Below are 16,016 nucleotides of genomic sequence, written 5' to 3'. Positions count from 1 at the left end.
GATCAGGCCTCGGCCGTTTCCAGCTCGGCCGGGTCGATCTCATAGGCGGTCGAGCAGTATTCGCACGTCACGCGGATCTTGCCGTCGTCCTCGACCATCTCGGCGCGTTCTTCCGCCGGGAAGGATTGCAGCACGGTGGCGATGCGGTCCCTCGAACAGCGGCAGACGGCGGCCAGCGACTTGGCGCCTTCCAGCCGCACGCCGTCCTCGTGGAAAAGACGATACAGCAGGGTCTCGGCGCTGATGGTCGGGTCGATCAGTTCGTCGTCGCCCAGGGTGTTGAACAGGGCGCGGGTCCGCTCCCACACCTCCTCGGTCGAGCCGCGCGACTCGTCGCCGGCGATGACCTGGATCATCGCTCCGCCCGCGCGCCAGGTGCGGCCCGCTTCGGTCTCGACCTCGCCAACGGCCAGGCGCACCTTGGTCGGCACCTGCTCGGACTGGGAGAAATAGTGTTCGGCGCACAGCGACAGGCTTTCGCCCTCGATGGGGGTCACGCCCTGGGTCCGTTCGAAGTCGGCGCCGCGATCCACCGTCATGATGAAGACGCCGCCGCCCAACAGGGTCTTGGCGCCCGGACGGGCGAAGCCTTCGGCAGCCTTGGCCACTTCTTCAGGATCGAAGCGGCAGAAGCCCCGCAGATGGCCGTCGGTGCCGTAGTCGGCGACGACATAGCGCACCGGGCCGTCGCCCTGGGCCTGAACGATCAGGCGGCCGTCGAACTTCAGCGCCGAGCCGACGATGGCCGCCAGCACGCAGGCCTCGCCCAACAGGGCGGCGACCGGTTCCGGATAGGCGTGGGCCGACAGCACCTTGTCGATCGCCTCGCCCAGGCGGACCAGGCGGCCGCGCACCGGCCAGCCTTCGATCTGGAAGGCGGCGGCGAAGTCGTCCGTCGGGGCGGCGATGGGGGCGTCAGGCACGTGATCGGTCACGGCGAAAATCCTGCAAACTGTCGGAAGCGGCGCAACATAGGGAGGCAAAGGCCGCTTGGTAAGGGGAGGGCGTGTCGCTCACGCCACGAGCAGGCGCGGTTCGTCAGGCTTGACCGGGACCAGGGAACTCTTTGTGCTGAAGCTCGCTCCCTTAGCTGAAAAAGCCCTTCCTTTCCCATCCGCCTACATGAGGTCTGACATGATGGATCATGAGTTCAACGTCGTGGACGAGGTCCGCAAACACCCCGGGATCGTGGCGGGCGTCGTGGCTGTGCTGGCGGGCGTGGGCCTGGCGACGATCTTGCTGAACCAGCGCAGCGGCCCGACCCGCTATGAGCGGATCAAGACGCGCATCGACCCGCGCGGCTGGTTCGACGCCGAGGCCCTGCGTCACCGGTTCGACGACATCGCGCGCGGCGTGCGCCACGGGGCTGACGATCTGAACCATCGCGCCGCCGACCTGGGCGGCTCCGCCCACGAACGGGCCGGCCGCTTTGGCGCTGAGGCTCGCGACCGGGCCGACCAATGGTATCGCCAGGCCAAGAAGAAGTCGCGCCGCCCGATGCGCCGCTACACCAAGCAGGCCCGTCGCTACGCCGAAGACGCCGGCGACTTCGCCCGCGACCACGCCAAGGAGGGCGGTGCCCTTCTGGCCGTCGCCACCATCGCCGCCGTGATCGGTGCGGCGGCGCTGGAAAGCCGTCGCAAGAGCTAACGCGGGGCGGCTGAGCCGGCCTTCGCCGTCAGGTGGAAGAAACATGCGGAAAGGGGCGCTGCGGCGCCCCTTTTTATTGCTGCGGATGCGAAGAGGGGCTAGAGCCCGCGCATGATCTCGCCCGTCTTCATCTTCGACTTCGATTCCACCCTGGTTCGCATCGAGACGCTGGAGGCTCTGGCCGACCTGGCGCTCAAGGACGCGCCGGACGCCGCCGAGCGCAAAGCCCGGATCGCCGCCCTGACCGACGACGCCATGAACGGCCGCATCGGCTTTGGCGAGGCGCTGAAGCAGCGTCTGGATCTTCTGGCGCTGCGCCGTGAGCACGTCGAGGCCCTGACGGACCGGATTCTGGACGAGGCGACCGTCTCCATCCGCCGCAACGTCGACTTCTTCCAGCGCAACGCCGAGCGCATCTACATCCTGTCCGGCGGTTTCCGCGAGGTGATCGCGCCCCTGGCCGAGCGGCTGGGCGTGGCCGCCGACCATGTGCTGGCCAACGACCTGATCTATGACGACGAAGACCGGGTGACGGGCGTGGGTACGGCCAACCCCCTGTCGCGCGAGAACGGCAAGCCCGAGGTCATCCGTGCGCTGGAACTGGAAGGCCCCGTTGTCATGGTCGGCGACGGCTGGACCGACGCCGAGGTCAAGATTCAGGGCGCGGCCGACCGCTTCTACGCCTTCACCGAGATCGTCAGCCGCGACAAGGTGGTCGAGGCCGCCGATGCCGTCGCGTCCTCGCTGGACGAGGTGCTCTACGCCGAGGGCGTGGCCGGACGCTGGTCCTATCCGCGCAACCGCATCCGCATGCTGCTGCTGGAAAACGTCCACCCCGCCGCCGTCGAGCGGCTGGAGGAGGCGGGCTATACCGTCGAGACGATGAAGGGCGCGCTGGATGAGGACGATCTGATCGAGGCGATCAAGGGCGTGCACGTCCTGGGCATCCGCTCCAAGACCAACGTCAGCCGCAAGGTCCTGGACGCGGCCGACCGGCTGATGGCCGTGGCGGCCTTCTGCATCGGCACCAATCAGGTCGATCTGGATGCGGCGGCGGACAAGGGCGTGGCGGTGTTCAACGCGCCCTATTCCAACACCCGCTCGGTGGTGGAACTGGCCATCGGCATGATGATCGTGCTGATGCGCGACGTGACGGACAAGTCGCGCGAGATGCACAAGGGCAAGTGGAACAAGTCGGCGACCGGCTCGCGCGAAGTGCGCGGCAAGACGCTGGGCATCGTCGGCTACGGCGCCATCGGCAGCCAACTTTCGGTGCTGGCCGAGAACCTGGGCATGCGGGTGCTGTTCTACGACCTGTCCGAGCGGCTGGCCTTGGGCAATGCGCGGCGGATGCGCTCGCTGGACGCTTTGCTGGCCGAGGCGGACGTGGTGACGCTGCACGTCGACGGCCGCAAGGAGAACACCGCCATCATCGGCGCCGATCAGTTCGCCAGGATGAAGCCGGGCGCCCTGTTCCTGAACCTGTCGCGCGGCCATGTGGTCGATGTGGACGCGATGGCGGCGGCGCTGAAGTCGGGCCGTCTGGGCGGGGCGGCGGTCGACGTCTTCCCCGAAGAGCCGCGCACCAACGCCGACCCGTTCGACAGCCCTCTGGTCGGCTTGGACAAGACCATCCTGACCCCGCACATCGGCGGTTCGACCGAGGAGGCGCAGGAAGCCATCGCCGAGTTCGCAGCCGAGCGTCTGCTGGGCTATCTGAACCGGGGCGACACCACCTTCTGCGTCAACCTGCCGAACGTGCAGCTGGCCGAGGTGAGCCGCGCGCACCGTCTGCTGCACATCCACCGGAACCAGCCGGGCGTGCTGGCCGAACTGAACCGGGCGCTGTCGGATGCGGGGCTCAACATTCTGGGCCAGCATCTGAAGACAGACGAGCGTACGGGCTACGTCATCACCGACGTGGACCGCGACTATGACCGCGAGGCGCTGACGGCGCTGAAACAGCTTCCTGGCACCATTCGCTTCCGCCGACTGCACTGATCATCGATCACCTTCCGCAGGGGCATCTTGCGTCCTGAAAAAAGGGGCGCAGAGTGCGGTTCAACGGCCGCATACTGACGGTCGATGGGAGGGATTGCGATGACTCGTCTTCTTCGCGGGGCGGCCCTGGCCGCCCTGAGCCTGGCCGCCGTGTCTGTCGCCGGGGCCGCTTCGGCCCAGAGCTACAGCCGCCTGGTGGTGTTCGGCGACAGCCTTTCGGACAACGGCAACCTCTATCTGGCGACCGGCGGATCGACGCCAGCATCGCCGCCCTATGGCGCGGGGCGATTCTCCAACGGTCCGGTCTTTACCGAACAGCTGGGCTTCAACGCCGCGAACTTCATGGGTCCTGTGACGGGCAGCATCAACTACGCCTTCGGCGGCGCGCGCACGGACAGCCAGGCTCAACCCCTGGGGATGCGGTTGCAACTGGCCCAGTATCAGCAGCGCGGCGGGACGTTCGGGGCCAACGATCTGGTCAGCGTGCTGGGTGGGGCGAACAACATCTTCCAGGGCCTGCCGGCGGCCGGCGCTTCGTCCAATCCGACAGGGTCCATCACGCCCGTGGCCCTGGGCGCCGCGTCGGACATGAACTTCATCGTGGGCGCGATCGCCCAGGCGGGGGCGGGGACCATCCTGGTCACCAACCTGCCCAAGCTGAGCCTGACCCCGCAATTCCGCGGCACGCCCGCCGCGCCCCTGGCGGATTTCGCAGTCAGCACCTTCAACGGGGCCTTGCTGACGGGCCTGAACGCGACGGCGACGGCGCGGCCCGGCACGAACATCATCCTGATGGACCTGTTCAAGGTCGGAGACGTGATCTCGGCCAACCCCAGCGCCTTTGGCGTGTCGAACGTGACCCAGGCCTGCTTCAACGGCGTCACCCTGTGCTCTAACCCTGACGACTACTTCTATTTCGACGGGGTGCACCCGACGGCCAGGGGCCATGCAGTGATCGCGCGTCTGGCGAACGACTACCTCTACTACGGCGACCAGGGCAGTCAGACGGCGGTGCTGGGCGAGACCGCCTGGCGCCACCGCGAGGACGCCCTGGACGGCTCGACGGCGGCCCTGTCGGGGCGCGAGGCGTGGATGGGCGGAACCTCGATCTCCGTCGGCGCCCTGGTTGACAAGACCGAGACGGACGCGCGCGGCGCCATAGGCAAGGCGACGTCCGACGGCTACGGCGTGCGCATCGCCCTTGAGTCGGGCAGCGAGACCTGGCGTTTCGGCATGTCCGGTTCCTATCGCAACGCCGATGTCGATGCAGGCGCCCTGCGCGCGGACATCGACAGCTTCGGGCTGGACGTCTACGGCGGCTGGCGCTCGGGCGACCTGTTCGTCAATGCGGCGGCGGGCGTGGCTCAGGACGACTTCAACGACATCAACCGCCTGACCAGCCTCGCGCCGATCGTACACAGCGGCTCGACGCGCGGCGTCTCGACCGGGGCGCGGCTGCAGGGTGGGATGTGGTTCGACATGGGCGGGTTCGCCCTGTCGCCGCGCGCGGCGGTGGCCTGGATCAACGCCGACGTGGACGGCTTCGGCGAGCAGGGCCCGGCGGCGCAGTACGCCTATGCCGACCGTTCGGTGCAGGCGACGACGGCCGAGATCGCCCTGCGCGCCGAGGGCGGGACCGAGCGGGTCCGCTTCTTTGCCGAAGGCGGCTATCGCGACAGCCTGAGCGACGACAGCGACGCCGTGCGGACCGGCATCGTCGGCAATCCGGCTCGTGTCCTGGGGCGCGACGTGGACCTGCCGTTTGGCGGACAGGTGCTGGCCGCCGCGGGAATCGAGGGTACGGTGATGGAGCGGCTGAAGGTGTCGATCGGCTACAAGGGCCGCTTCGGAGACCATGCCGACAGCCATATGGCGGCGGTGAAGCTCAGTCTGCCGCTCTAGCTCTCGATGTCGAAAGTTGCGGGGTGCGACCTCGTGTCGCCCTCGGGGCGCCCCATTCATGTCCCGGTGAAATTGCAAAAGGCGGTCAAATCCGGCCGTCGGCGAGCCTTGGTTGTTCGCTTTGCGTGCGTGTTCGCGCCTTCCTGACGGCTCCCCCGCGCTGACGAAGCGCTCAGAATGAGTCGTTTGAGTATGCGTCTAGTCCCCCCGGCCGTTCGGCCGCATGTCATCCGTTTTGGTCAAACCGGCGCCCTGGTCGCCATGTCGGTCCTGGCTATGGCCGCTGCGCCCGTCGGCATGATCGCCGCCGCGCCTGAGAAGGTCGTCGAAGTGTCGGCTCCCATCGCCCCGCCCGTAAAGGCGGTGGCGGAGCCCGCAGGCCCGGTGACACGCAAGATCGTCTTCGAAGCCCCGGTGAAGGGATATCGCATCAACTCGTCGTTCGGCCTGCGCAAGCTGGCGATCGAAGCCAAGGCCCGTGCGCACAAGGGCGTGGATATCGCCGCCCCGACCGGCACGGGCGTCTTCGCCACGACCGAGGGCAAGGTGCTGCGCGCCGGCTATCAGGCGGGCGGCTACGGCAACTTCATCGAGGTCCAACACCCCAACGGCATGACTAGCCTGTATGGCCACTTGAGCAGCATCGACGTGCACTCGGGCAAGACGGTCGAGGCCGGCGAGCGCATCGGTCTGGTCGGCTCGACCGGCTATTCGACCGGCCCGCACCTGCACTTCGAGGTTCGCCGCAACGGCGGCCAGGTCGACCCCGCCAAGATCGTCGGCCAGAGCTTCGACATCCGGGTGAAGTCGCCGATCTGACCGCGGCAAACGGCGCGGCGTCATGACCAATCTGTAATGTAAAAGTCGCTTTACGCGAAGCCGCTTGCGCCCTTACCCTCGCCCCTCGAACTATCGCAGGGGAACCGAATGGTCGCGGCGCTGACGCTGGACGGAATCAGTAAGAGATACGGGGGCTTCCAGGCGGTCTCCGACCTGAGCTTCCAGGTCGAGAAGGGCTCGATCTGCGGCTTTCTGGGGCCGAACGGGGCGGGCAAGACCTCGACCCTGCGGATGATCCTGGGCCTGCAGCCCGCCACCAGCGGCCGCATCGACATCCTGGGCGCCGACGACGGGCGCAAGGTGCGCGACCGGATCGGCTTCCTGCCCGAAGAGCGCGGCCTCTATAAGAAGATGACGCCGGTGGACGCCATCGCCTTCTTCGGCGCCCTGAAGGGGCTGCCCCTGCCCGAGGGTCGCCGTCGCGGCCGCGAGATGCTGGAGCAGATGGGCCTGGGCGAGGCCAGCAAGAAGAAGATGAAGGAGCTGTCCAAGGGGATGGCCCAGAAGGTCCAGCTGATCGCCTCGGTGGTGCATCAGCCGGAGTTCGTCATCCTGGACGAGCCGTTCTCGGGTCTGGACCCGATGAACCAGCAGGGGCTGGAGGCGATGATCCGCGCCCTGGCCGCCGATGGGGCGACGGTGCTGTTCTCGACCCACGTGATGCAGCACGCCGAGCGTCTGTGCGACAAGGTCGTGCTGCTGGCGCGCGGGCGCAAGGCGTTCGAGGGCACGGTGGATCAGGCGCGCGCCACCTCGCCGCGCTTTCTGGAGTTGGAAGGGGCGCTGGATCGCAACGCGGTGGCGGCCTTGCCGGGCGTCAGCGCAATCGAGACCTTGGCTGAGGATGGCGCCGTCAGCACCCTGCGCGTCGGCCTGACGCCGGGGGCGGAGGCGCAATCCGCCCTGCGCGCCGCCTTCCTGGGCGGGCTGGACGTGCGGCGCTTCCAGATGAAGGAGCCGACCCTGCATGACGCCTTCATCGCCCTGACCGGCGACCACCCCGACGAGGACCAATCCGTCGGCAAGACCGACACGATGGAGGCCGCGCGATGAGCCGCATTCTTCTGATCGCGCGCCGCGAGTTTCTGGCCTACGCCAAGACGGTCGGCTTCTGGCTGTCGCTGCTGGCCTTTCCGCTGTTCGCCGTGCTGGGCGGCGCGATTCCGGTGCTGATGAAACACGCCGAGCCTCAGCGTGAAGCCGTGATCGTCGACGAGACCCCGGCCGGGTCCGGCCTGGCCGCCGCCGTGCGGCAGGCGCTGGAGACGGAACGCGGGCGCGGCGACATCGCCGCCCTGCGCATGGCCGCCGTGCCCGAGGCGGGGACGGCCGGCGGCGACCGCGTGCGCGAGGCCGCCGAGAAGGGCGGCTTCGACGCCGGGCTTGAGGCGTTGAAGAAGGAGGCGCCGCGCGCCGCCGCTGGCTTCAAGACGCCCAAGCGGTCGTTTGAGCTGGTCGAGGCGCCCGCTGACCTGCTGGCCGCCGCTCCGGGCGAGGCGCGCGACGCCCTGGCCCGTCGCTATGTCGACAAGGACGCGCCCGAGGGCGAGCGTCTGAACGCCGTGGTCTTCCTGACCGAAAAGGACGGCCAGCCCGGCGCGCGCGTCTGGACCGGCCGCGCCACCGACGATGTGGTGGAAGACGCCGTGCGGGACGCCCTGAAGTCCGCCAACCGCAGCCGCGTCTTTGTGTCCAGCGGCATCGATCCTTCGGTGGTGGCGCAGACCGAACGCTTCCGGCCGGAAGTGTCGGTCTTCTCGCCGCGCGCCGCGTCGGGAGGCGAAGTTTCGTTCCGCGACAAGTTGCCGGTCATCGTCGGCCTGGCGGTGGGCTTCCTTCTGTGGTCCCTCGTCATGACCGGCGCCTCCATCCTGCTGAACAGCGTGATGGAGGAGAAGTCGAACAAGATTCTGGAAGTGCTGCTGTCCTCGGCCTCGGCGACCGAGATTCTGACGGGCAAGGTGCTGGGCGTGGCCCTGCTGACCGTGGCCGTGCTGGGCGCCTGGGGCGGTATCGGCGCCATCGGCCTGATGGCGAGCGTGCCGGACGTGGCGCGCGACATCGGATCGGTGCTGCTGACCGACGGCCTGTTCGTCTGGTTCCTGCTGCTGCTGGTCGGCGGCTATCTGATGTATGCGGTGCTGTTCGCCGCCATCGGCGCCTTCTGCGACACGCCGCGCGACGCCCAGACCCTGATGGGGCCGATCATGATGGTGCTGATCGTGCCGATCCTGGTCATGCAGATGGCCATCCGCACCCCCGACGCCATAGTGGTGAAGGTGATCAGCCTGATCCCGCCCTTCACCCCCTTCGTCATGGCCGCGCGCGCGCCCAGCGGACCGCCGCTGATCGAAATGATCGGCGGTCTGCTCGGCATGTTCCTGTTCGCCGCGCTGATGGTCTGGGCGGCGGGCCGCGCCTTCCGCGCCGGCGCCCTGTCGGACGTGAAGCTGAGCTGGAAGAGCTTCATGGGCGCCGTGACGGGGCGGTGAGTTTGCGGGGAGGGAGGCTCGGCCTCTCTCCCGCTCATCCCCGCGGAAAGTACCAGGCAAAGAAAAAGGCCGCCCCGGCGATCCGGGGCGGCCTTTGATCTTTCAGGCGTCAGCGGGTCTTAGCGACCGCGACCCTTCGGGGCCGGCAGCAGGCCTTCGCGCTGGGCGCGCTTGCGGGCCAGCTTGCGGGCGCGACGGACGGCTTCAGCCTTTTGGCGAGCGCGCTTTTCCGACGGCTTTTCAAAGTGCACGTGACGCTTCATTTCGCGGAAGCTGCCTTCGCGCTGCATCTTCTTCTTCAGGGCTTTCAGCGCCTGATCGACATTGTTGTCGCGGACAAAAATCTGAACCAGGGGTCTCTCTCCTTTGGCCGCCCGCCGCGTCCTTTCCAAGGGAGACGGGCAGACAAAACAAAACCACGCTCAAGAGGAAGCCCTCTCGAGTGAAGGCGCGCTGATACATGATCGGGGGGGGCGTGTCCAGATCGTCGCGCCTAATCGTGATGGGTCGAAACGCCCGCCGTATGGGCGTATCGTGCCGCCCATGACCGAGACAGCCGAGACCGCTCCGAAAGGCGATTGGGCCGACCGCACAGAACAGGCCGTTCTGGACGCGGCCATAGAACGCGCGCCCGCGCTGGGCTGGAACGCGCGCCTGACGCGCGCCGCGTGCGAGGCGTGCGGCCTGACGCTAGGCGACCAGGAGCTGCTGCTGCCTAACGGGGCGCGCGATCTGGCGGTCCTGTTGTCGCGCCGCCACGACGCGCGCGCCTTGAAGGCGCTGGAAGCCACGCCCGCATCGACGATGAAGATTCGCGAACGAATCGCCGCCGCCGTCTCGGCGCGTATGGAGGCGGGAGCGCAGGACATCGAAGCGGCCAAGCGTTGCGCGGGCTTCCTCAGCCTGCCGACCAATGTCGACCTTGGCTTCAAGCTGGCGTGGGAGACAGCGGATCATCTCTGGCGCTGGGCCGGGGACACGGCGACGGACCAGAATCACTATTCCAAGCGGGCGATTCTGGGCGGCATCCTGATTCCCGCCCTGACCATGCGCTGGTTCGACGGGCGCGAGGCGGCGGAAGCCTTTGTCGCCCGCCGCATCGAAAACGTCATGGCCTTCGAGAAGTGGAAGGCGGGCAAGGATTTCGACGCCCCCGTCCGCACGATCACCGAGGCGCTGGGGCGGCTGCGCTACGGCGCGAAGGCGTAACCAACCCTCTCCCGATGGGAGAGGGTTCAGAGGATGCGGTTGACGTGCGCCATCTTCCGCCCCGGCCGGGCGTCGTGCTTGCCGTAAAGGTGCAGCCGGGCGTTCGGCTCGGCGGCCAGCGTGCGCCATTGCTCGACTTCGTCGCCCAGCAGATTGGTCATCTCAATGCGGGCGTGGGCGTTGCTCGGGCCCAGCGGCCAGCCGACGACGGCGCGGACGTGCTGCTCGAACTGGTCGCAGACGCAGCCGTCCTGGGTCCAGTGGCCGGTGTTGTGGACGCGAGGGGCGACCTCGTTCACCAGCAACTCTCCGCTGCCCATGTCGAACAGTTCGATGCCCATGACGCCGATGTAGTCGAGGCCGTCCAGCACCGCCGCGGCGATGGCTTCGGCGCGTCCTTGCGTGGCCGGATCGACGGCGGCGGGGGCGGTGGTGGTCTTCAGCACCCCGTTCTGGTGGACATTGTCGCCCAAGGGATAGACGGCGACGGCGCCGTCGCGGCCGCGCGCGGCGATCACGGACAGCTCGCGATTAAAGACGGCGGCGGCTTCCAGCACGGCGGGGCGGCGGCCGATGGCGTCGAAGGCGGCCTGGGCGTCGGCGGCGTCGCGGATCCAGACCTGCCCCTTGCCGTCATAGCCCTCGCGGCGAGTCTTCAGCAGGGCGGGCAGGCCTAGGCGGTCGATGGCGGCGGTCAGGTCGTCCAGCGTCGTCACGGCGGCGAAATCGACGGTCGGGGCGCCGACGGCGTTCAGATAGGTCTTCTCGTCCACCCGGTCCTGAGCCACGGCCAGGGCCGTCGGTCCCGGTGCGACCAGGGCGCCGGCTTCGGCCAGGGTCTCGACCGAGGCGGCGGGGACGTTCTCGAACTCGAAGGTGACGACGTCGCACAGGCGGCCCAGCGCCTGCAGGGCGTCGGGGTCGTCATAGGGGGCGGTGATCTGGGCGCGCGAGACGCGGGCGGCCGGGCAGTCCGGCTGGGGGTCGAGGATCACCACGTCGAAGCCCAGACGTTCGGCGGCCTGCGCCAGCATCCGGCCCAACTGACCCCCGCCGAGAATGCCGAGGGTCGAACCGGGAGGCAGGGGAAGATCGGGCATCAGTCTTCGACGCTTTCGGCGACGGATTCGGTCTGGGCGGCGCGGAAGGCGGATAGACGCTCCGCGAGGGCGACGTCAGACAGGGCCAGGATCTGCGCCGCTAGAATTCCGGCGTTGGCGGCGCCCGCCTCGCCGATAGCCAGGGTCGCGACGGGCACGCCGCCGGGCATCTGGACAATGGAGAGCAGGGAATCGAGGCCCTTCAGCGCCTTGGACTGGACCGGTACGCCCAGCACCGGCAGGTCGGTCATCGAGGCGGCCATGCCCGGCAGGTGGGCCGCGCCCCCAGCGCCCGCGATGATGACCTTGAAGCCCTTGTCCTTGGCCGTCGTGGCGAAGTCATAGAGGCGCTGGGGCGTGCGATGGGCGCTGACGACCTTGGCCTCCCATGCGACGCCCAGCTGGTCCAGGCGGTCGGCGGCCAGCTTCATCGTGGGCCAGTCCGAGCGGCTGCCCATGATGATGGCGACAGGAGGCGTCGTGGCCGGCGGCGTGGAGGCGGTCATGCGCAAAGGCTCCCCATGCGGAAAGCGGCCCGTTACAGCACCCGCGTTGCGCCCGCAACCGAGGACGCTAGACTCAGCTGCGTCGCGGGGCCTTGAGTCGGCCGGAAATGCGGCGTCGGAGCCTGCCTTGAACCACCTGGCCGAACAGACGACCGCTGCGGACGCGAAGGCGGACTTGCAGGCTGAGATCACGCGTCTGCGCGCCGAGATAGCGGCGCTTACCGAGCGGGCTGAACGAGCCGAGGCCTTGGCCGATCACGACGTGCTGACGCCTGCGCTGAACCGGCGCGGCTTCATGACGGTGCTGGCGCGCAATTTGGCCTATTGCCGCCGCCACGGGATCGAGGCGGCGCTGCTGTATCTCGATCTGGACGGGTTCAAGGGAGTCAACGACCGCCTGGGCCATGCGGCGGGCGACGCGGCCCTGATTGCGGTGGCCGAGCTGCTGCTGGCGAATGTGCGCGAGTCCGACGCCGTGGGCCGCATGGGCGGGGATGAGTTCACCGTGGTGCTGATGAACGCGGGCGCCGAGGAAGGTCGCGAGAAGGCCCTGCGGCTGAGCGAGGCGCTGAACAGCGAAGGCTTCGTCTGGGAAGGCGAGCGTCTGCCTCTGGGCGGCTCGTTCGGCGTGCGCGCCTATGCGGACCAGGTTGACGCCGAGGTGTGGCTGTCCGAGGCCGACGCGGCCATGTGGCTGAGGAAGAAGGCGCGGCCTGAAGCGAGCCGCTGACGAATTGAAATGGGCGCCGAGGTCAGCCTCGGCGCCCATTTCTGTTTAGCCGTTCAGCAGGCTGTTGCGCCGGCTGTAGAGCAGATAGACCGCCACCCCGATCGCATTCCAGATGACGAAGTTGATCTGGGTCGAGGCTGGCAGGCTGAAGAACAGATAGACGCAGCCGGCGATGGCGATCGGCCCCACCAGCCACCAGACCGGGGCGCGGAAGACGCGCGGACGGCCCGGCTCGCGGCGCCGGAGCACGATCAGGCACAGGCCGACCGACGCGAACGCGGCTAGGGTCCCCGCATTGGCCAGCGCCGCCAGGTCGCCCAGCGGGAAGAAGCCGGCGATGATCGCCATCAGCACGGCTGTGCCCGCGGTGACGCGCACAGGGCCGCCCGAGCGCTTGGACACATGGGCGAGGCTGCGCGGCAGCAGTCCGTCGCGCGCCATGACGAAGAAGATGCGGCTCTGGCCAAACATGAAGGCCAGGATGACGGTGGGCAGGGCCACGACGGCCGCGCCCGCGATCAGGGTGGCCCACAGGTCCGAGCCGACGGTGCGGATGATGTGCGACAGCGGCTCAGGCGACTTCATGAACTCGGTGAAGGGCATGGCGCCCAGCGCGGCGATGGCCACGGCCATATAAATGGCTACGCACGCGACCATGGAGCCGATGATGCCGATGGTCAGGTCGCGGGCGGGGTTGCGGGTCTCCTCCGCCGCCGTGGCCACGGCGTCGAAGCCGTAGAAGGCGAAGAAGATGATGGCCGCGGCCGCCATCACGCCGGTCTGCGCCCCGACCCCGTGCGAGAAGCCGTAGGGCATGAAGGGCTTGAGGTTGTCTGCATTGAAGTGGGGCAGGGCGATGGCCACGAAGGCGATCAGGGCGGCGATCTTGACCACCACCAGGGCGGCGTTGATCGAGGCGCTTTCCTTCGTGCCGGCGACCAGCAGACCCGCCACGGCGGCGACGATGACGACGGCGGGCAGGTTGACGATGCCGCCCTGGGACGGCGCCGAGGTCAGCACTGCGGGCAGGCCCAGGCCGATGCCCTCCATCATTCCGGAGAAATACCCCGCCCAGCCAACGGCCACCGCCGAACAGACGACGGTGTACTCAAGTATCAGGCTCCACCCGACCATCCAGGCCGCGCCTTCGCCGAGCGTGGTGTAGGAATAGGTGTAGGCCGATCCTGATTCCGGGATCATCGTCGCCAGTTCGGCATAGGCCAGGGCGGCGCAGACACAGACAATCCCGGCGATGAGGAAGGCGAGCATGACAGCTGGCCCGGCTCTTTCCGCCCCTACGCCGATCAGCGTGTAGATCCCTGTGCCGACAATGGCGCCGACGCCCAGGGCGACCAGGTGCGGCCAGGACAGGGTGGGCTTCAGCCCATTTGCCTTGCGTGCTGCGCCCCCCAGCGCAGGCAGGGCCTTGCGGCGTGTCAAGAAACTCATGCGTCTCCCCCAGACGTTGCGAATGTTGTTCGATGGAACAAAATATATTCGGAATACCGTCGATATGACGCAGCATTCTTGGCGCGCAGCGCAATCGGCGGCTGAACGTGGCTAAAAAAAACGACCCCAATCTGCCGCGTTTTGTCGCCTTCAGTGGATCATAAAATCAGAATTGTCGGATAAACAACGCCTCTTTCGCTTTGTAGGTCAGAAATATTGGGTTTCGAAGAACGTATACGACTAGGCGCTTCTTCGTGAATTTTATTCCGCAGGGCGGAGAATATCCGAAGCTCTTGTCTGCCTTGGGGTGGTAGCGAATTGGGGTCGGGCTGAGGGGCCGGACTTGCGCTGGCACGGGTCTGAAAGACCGTCGATCTTGGGAGGGATTGGAGCTTGCGGACGCGTTTAGAGACTAGGTCTATCTTCAGCGGCGCCGGCGCGGCCTGTGCGGCCGCCCTGATGCTGGCGACGGCGCCGAGCGTGGCTTCGGCCCAAGCTCAGGCCCAAGCGCAGGCTCAGGCGGCCCCGGCTCGCGCCAGCCTGAACCCGGCGCCGGCGCGCCGGGCGGGGGAGGGGTACGGCCCCTATCCGCTGATGGTGGTCCGCGGCGCCATGCTGATCGACGGCACGGGCGCGCCGCCCATGGGGCCGGTGGACATCGTCATCGAGAACGACAAGATCACCGACATCATCCAGGCCGGCTGGCCGGGCCTGCCGGAACGCGAGGGGCGCCCGCCGCTGAACGCCGCGCACGAGATCGATGCGCGCGGGATGTACGTCATGCCGGGCTTCGTCGACGCCCACGCCCACGGCGGCAGCCCGCAGAAGGCGCCGGACCTGGAGTATGTCTACAAGCTGTGGCTGGCCCACGGGGTGACGACGGTGCGCGGCGTCAGCCTGGCGCCGCACGACATCGCCGTGTCGGAAAAGGCCCGTTCCGCCCGGGGCGAGATCGTCGCCCCACGCATCTACAACTATCAGACGATCGGCTCGGGCTGGTCGCGCGGCCGCATCCGCAACCCCGAGATGGCGCGTGAATGGGTGCGCTGGGGCGCGGCCAACGGCGTGGACGGGATCAAATTCTTCCTGCGTGGCGACGAGACGCCTGAGGTGGTCCTGGCCGCCCTCGACGAGGCCAAGAAGGTCGGCATGGGCACGGTGGCCCACATCGCCCAACCAGGCGTGGCTCAGCTGAACGCCGAACAGTTGGCGGCGGCGGGCCTGGGGACGATCACCCACTTCTACGGCCACTTCGAGTCGCTGTTGGGCGGGCGGACGATCCAGGACTATCCGGCCGACTACAACTTCTACGATGAGCAGAAACGCTTCGGTGAGGCCGCCGAGATCTGGGACGAGGTCGAGCCCGGCTCGCCGCAGTGGTACGCCTATCTGGAGGCCCAGAAGGAGGCGGGCGTCGTCTTCGATCCGACGATGACCATCTATGCCGCGTCGCGCGATCTGATGAAGGCGCGCAACGCCCCCTGGCACCAGGCCTACACCCTGCCGACGCTGGCGGATTATTTCCAATCCACGCGCGACAACCACGGCAGCTATTTCTTCGACTGGACGACGTCGAACGAGGTGGCGTGGCGCCGCTTCTACGAGCGGTTCATGCGGCTGCTGAACGACTACAAGAAAGTCGGCGGCCGAGTGACGGTGGGGTCCGATTCGGGCTTCATCTGGAAGCTGTACGGCTTCGGCTACGTTGAAGAGCTGGAGCTGCTGCAGGAGGCGGGCTTCCACCCGCTGGAGATCGTCCGCGCGGCGACGATGGACGGCGCCATGACCCTGGCCGAGCCGACCGGCAAGGCGCCGACCTTCGGCATCGTGCGGCCGGGCATGAGCGCGGATCTGGTCATCACGACCGAGAACCCGCTGGCCAACTTCAAGACGCTTTACGGCACCGGGCATGAGCGCCTGAGCCCTGAGAACCGCATCGAGACGGTCGGCGGGGTGCGTTGGACGGTGGCGCGCGGCGTCGCCTACGACGCGCCGGCCCTGCTGGCCGACGTGCGGGCCATGGTCGATCGGCAAAAAGCCGAACGAGGAGAGGCGCCAGCAGAGCGCTGATCCACAACAGACGAGGCGGGCGCTGCCGAGAGGGGACGGCGGCGTCTGCTTCACATCAAAAAAAACG

The 16,016-nt window shown here is 67.9% G+C and carries 14 protein-coding genes; 9 read left to right on the top strand and 5 right to left on the bottom strand.

Annotated features, from left to right (window positions below; translation table 11 throughout):
* Window positions 1-2 precede the first annotated feature (2 nt).
* The gene (locus H9656_RS06215; RefSeq protein WP_191743313.1) at window positions 3-935 is read right to left on the bottom strand and encodes an Hsp33 family molecular chaperone; all 933 of its coding nucleotides are present in this window, start codon (window positions 933-935) and stop codon (window positions 3-5) included.
* A gap of 199 nt (window positions 936-1,134) precedes the next feature.
* Between H9656_RS06215 and H9656_RS06210 the strand changes: the two genes are divergently transcribed.
* The 6 genes from H9656_RS06210 to H9656_RS06185 all read left to right on the top strand — a co-directional run bounded on the left by H9656_RS06210 (window position 1,135) and on the right by H9656_RS06185 (window position 8,885).
* On the top strand, window positions 1,135-1,650 hold the full coding sequence (locus H9656_RS06210; RefSeq protein ID WP_191743312.1) for a hypothetical protein: 516 nt from the start codon (window positions 1,135-1,137) through the stop codon (window positions 1,648-1,650).
* Window positions 1,651-1,761: 111 nt separating this feature from the next.
* The gene (serA, locus tag H9656_RS06205) at window positions 1,762-3,651 is read left to right on the top strand and encodes a phosphoglycerate dehydrogenase (RefSeq protein ID WP_191743311.1); all 1,890 of its coding nucleotides are present in this window, start codon (window positions 1,762-1,764) and stop codon (window positions 3,649-3,651) included.
* Window positions 3,652-3,750: 99 nt separating this feature from the next.
* Window positions 3,751-5,553, top strand: coding sequence for an autotransporter domain-containing protein (locus H9656_RS06200; RefSeq protein ID WP_191743310.1), 1,803 nt, complete (start codon window positions 3,751-3,753; stop codon window positions 5,551-5,553).
* A 192-nt stretch (window positions 5,554-5,745) separates the two neighbouring features.
* Entirely contained in the window at window positions 5,746-6,372 is a 627-nt protein-coding gene (locus tag H9656_RS06195; RefSeq protein ID WP_191743309.1) for a M23 family metallopeptidase, read from the top strand.
* A gap of 108 nt (window positions 6,373-6,480) precedes the next feature.
* Window positions 6,481-7,446, top strand: coding sequence for an ABC transporter ATP-binding protein (locus tag H9656_RS06190; RefSeq protein ID WP_191743308.1), 966 nt, complete (start codon window positions 6,481-6,483; stop codon window positions 7,444-7,446).
* The gene (locus H9656_RS06185; RefSeq protein ID WP_191743307.1) at window positions 7,443-8,885 is read left to right on the top strand and encodes an ABC transporter permease; all 1,443 of its coding nucleotides are present in this window, start codon (window positions 7,443-7,445) and stop codon (window positions 8,883-8,885) included. The genes H9656_RS06190 and H9656_RS06185 overlap by 4 nt, the downstream gene beginning before the upstream one ends.
* A gap of 119 nt (window positions 8,886-9,004) precedes the next feature.
* Here H9656_RS06185 and rpsU read toward each other — a convergent pair whose 3' ends face one another.
* A complete protein-coding gene (rpsU, locus tag H9656_RS06180) occupies window positions 9,005-9,238 on the bottom strand; it encodes a 30S ribosomal protein S21 (RefSeq protein WP_087139870.1) in 234 nt (77 codons plus the stop codon).
* 190 nt (window positions 9,239-9,428) lie between these two features.
* Between rpsU and H9656_RS06175 the strand changes: the two genes are divergently transcribed.
* The gene (locus H9656_RS06175; protein WP_191743306.1) at window positions 9,429-10,094 is read left to right on the top strand and encodes a COQ9 family protein; all 666 of its coding nucleotides are present in this window, start codon (window positions 9,429-9,431) and stop codon (window positions 10,092-10,094) included.
* A 26-nt stretch (window positions 10,095-10,120) separates the two neighbouring features.
* On the opposite strand, the gene H9656_RS06170 is transcribed toward H9656_RS06175, so the two are convergent.
* Window positions 10,121-11,194 (bottom strand): 5-(carboxyamino)imidazole ribonucleotide synthase, encoded by a 1,074-nt coding sequence (locus H9656_RS06170; protein ID WP_191743305.1) that lies wholly within the window; start codon window positions 11,192-11,194, stop codon window positions 10,121-10,123.
* The gene (gene purE, locus H9656_RS06165) at window positions 11,194-11,700 is read right to left on the bottom strand and encodes a 5-(carboxyamino)imidazole ribonucleotide mutase (protein WP_191743304.1); all 507 of its coding nucleotides are present in this window, start codon (window positions 11,698-11,700) and stop codon (window positions 11,194-11,196) included. Before purE ends, H9656_RS06170 begins: the two co-directional genes overlap by 1 nt.
* A gap of 127 nt (window positions 11,701-11,827) precedes the next feature.
* Between purE and H9656_RS06160 the strand changes: the two genes are divergently transcribed.
* Window positions 11,828-12,430: a GGDEF domain-containing protein gene (locus H9656_RS06160; protein ID WP_191743303.1), complete on the top strand. Its 603-nt coding sequence runs from the start codon at window positions 11,828-11,830 to the stop codon at window positions 12,428-12,430.
* Window positions 12,431-12,475: 45 nt separating this feature from the next.
* On the opposite strand, the gene H9656_RS06155 is transcribed toward H9656_RS06160, so the two are convergent.
* Window positions 12,476-13,879 (bottom strand): amino acid permease, encoded by a 1,404-nt coding sequence (locus H9656_RS06155; RefSeq protein ID WP_191743302.1) that lies wholly within the window; start codon window positions 13,877-13,879, stop codon window positions 12,476-12,478.
* Between the two features lie 393 nt (window positions 13,880-14,272).
* Between H9656_RS06155 and H9656_RS06150 the strand changes: the two genes are divergently transcribed.
* Entirely contained in the window at window positions 14,273-15,949 is a 1,677-nt protein-coding gene (locus tag H9656_RS06150; protein WP_225212248.1) for an amidohydrolase family protein, read from the top strand.
* The last annotated feature ends 67 nt before the right edge of the window (window positions 15,950-16,016 follow it).

Source organism: Brevundimonas guildfordensis, assembly GCF_014836405.1.
Taxonomy (GTDB): domain Bacteria; phylum Pseudomonadota; class Alphaproteobacteria; order Caulobacterales; family Caulobacteraceae; genus Brevundimonas; species Brevundimonas guildfordensis.
The sequence above is the reverse complement of the archived record's forward strand: the minus strand, read 5'-3'. Positions and strand labels throughout refer to the sequence as shown.

Coding starts and splice junctions, on each gene's coding strand:
- H9656_RS06210 (WP_191743312.1), top strand. CDS start 1,135: ATGATGGATCATGAGTTCAACGTCGTGGACGAGGTCCGCAAACACCCC.
- serA (WP_191743311.1), top strand. CDS start 1,762: ATGATCTCGCCCGTCTTCATCTTCGACTTCGATTCCACCCTGGTTCGC.
- H9656_RS06200 (WP_191743310.1), top strand. CDS start 3,751: ATGACTCGTCTTCTTCGCGGGGCGGCCCTGGCCGCCCTGAGCCTGGCC.
- H9656_RS06195 (WP_191743309.1), top strand. CDS start 5,746: ATGCGTCTAGTCCCCCCGGCCGTTCGGCCGCATGTCATCCGTTTTGGT.
- H9656_RS06190 (WP_191743308.1), top strand. CDS start 6,481: ATGGTCGCGGCGCTGACGCTGGACGGAATCAGTAAGAGATACGGGGGC.
- H9656_RS06185 (WP_191743307.1), top strand. CDS start 7,443: ATGAGCCGCATTCTTCTGATCGCGCGCCGCGAGTTTCTGGCCTACGCC.
- H9656_RS06175 (WP_191743306.1), top strand. CDS start 9,429: ATGACCGAGACAGCCGAGACCGCTCCGAAAGGCGATTGGGCCGACCGC.
- H9656_RS06170 (WP_191743305.1), bottom strand. CDS start 11,194: ATGCCCGATCTTCCCCTGCCTCCCGGTTCGACCCTCGGCATTCTCGGC.
- purE (WP_191743304.1), bottom strand. CDS start 11,700: ATGACCGCCTCCACGCCGCCGGCCACGACGCCTCCTGTCGCCATCATC.
- H9656_RS06155 (WP_191743302.1), bottom strand. CDS start 13,879: ATGAGTTTCTTGACACGCCGCAAGGCCCTGCCTGCGCTGGGGGGCGCA.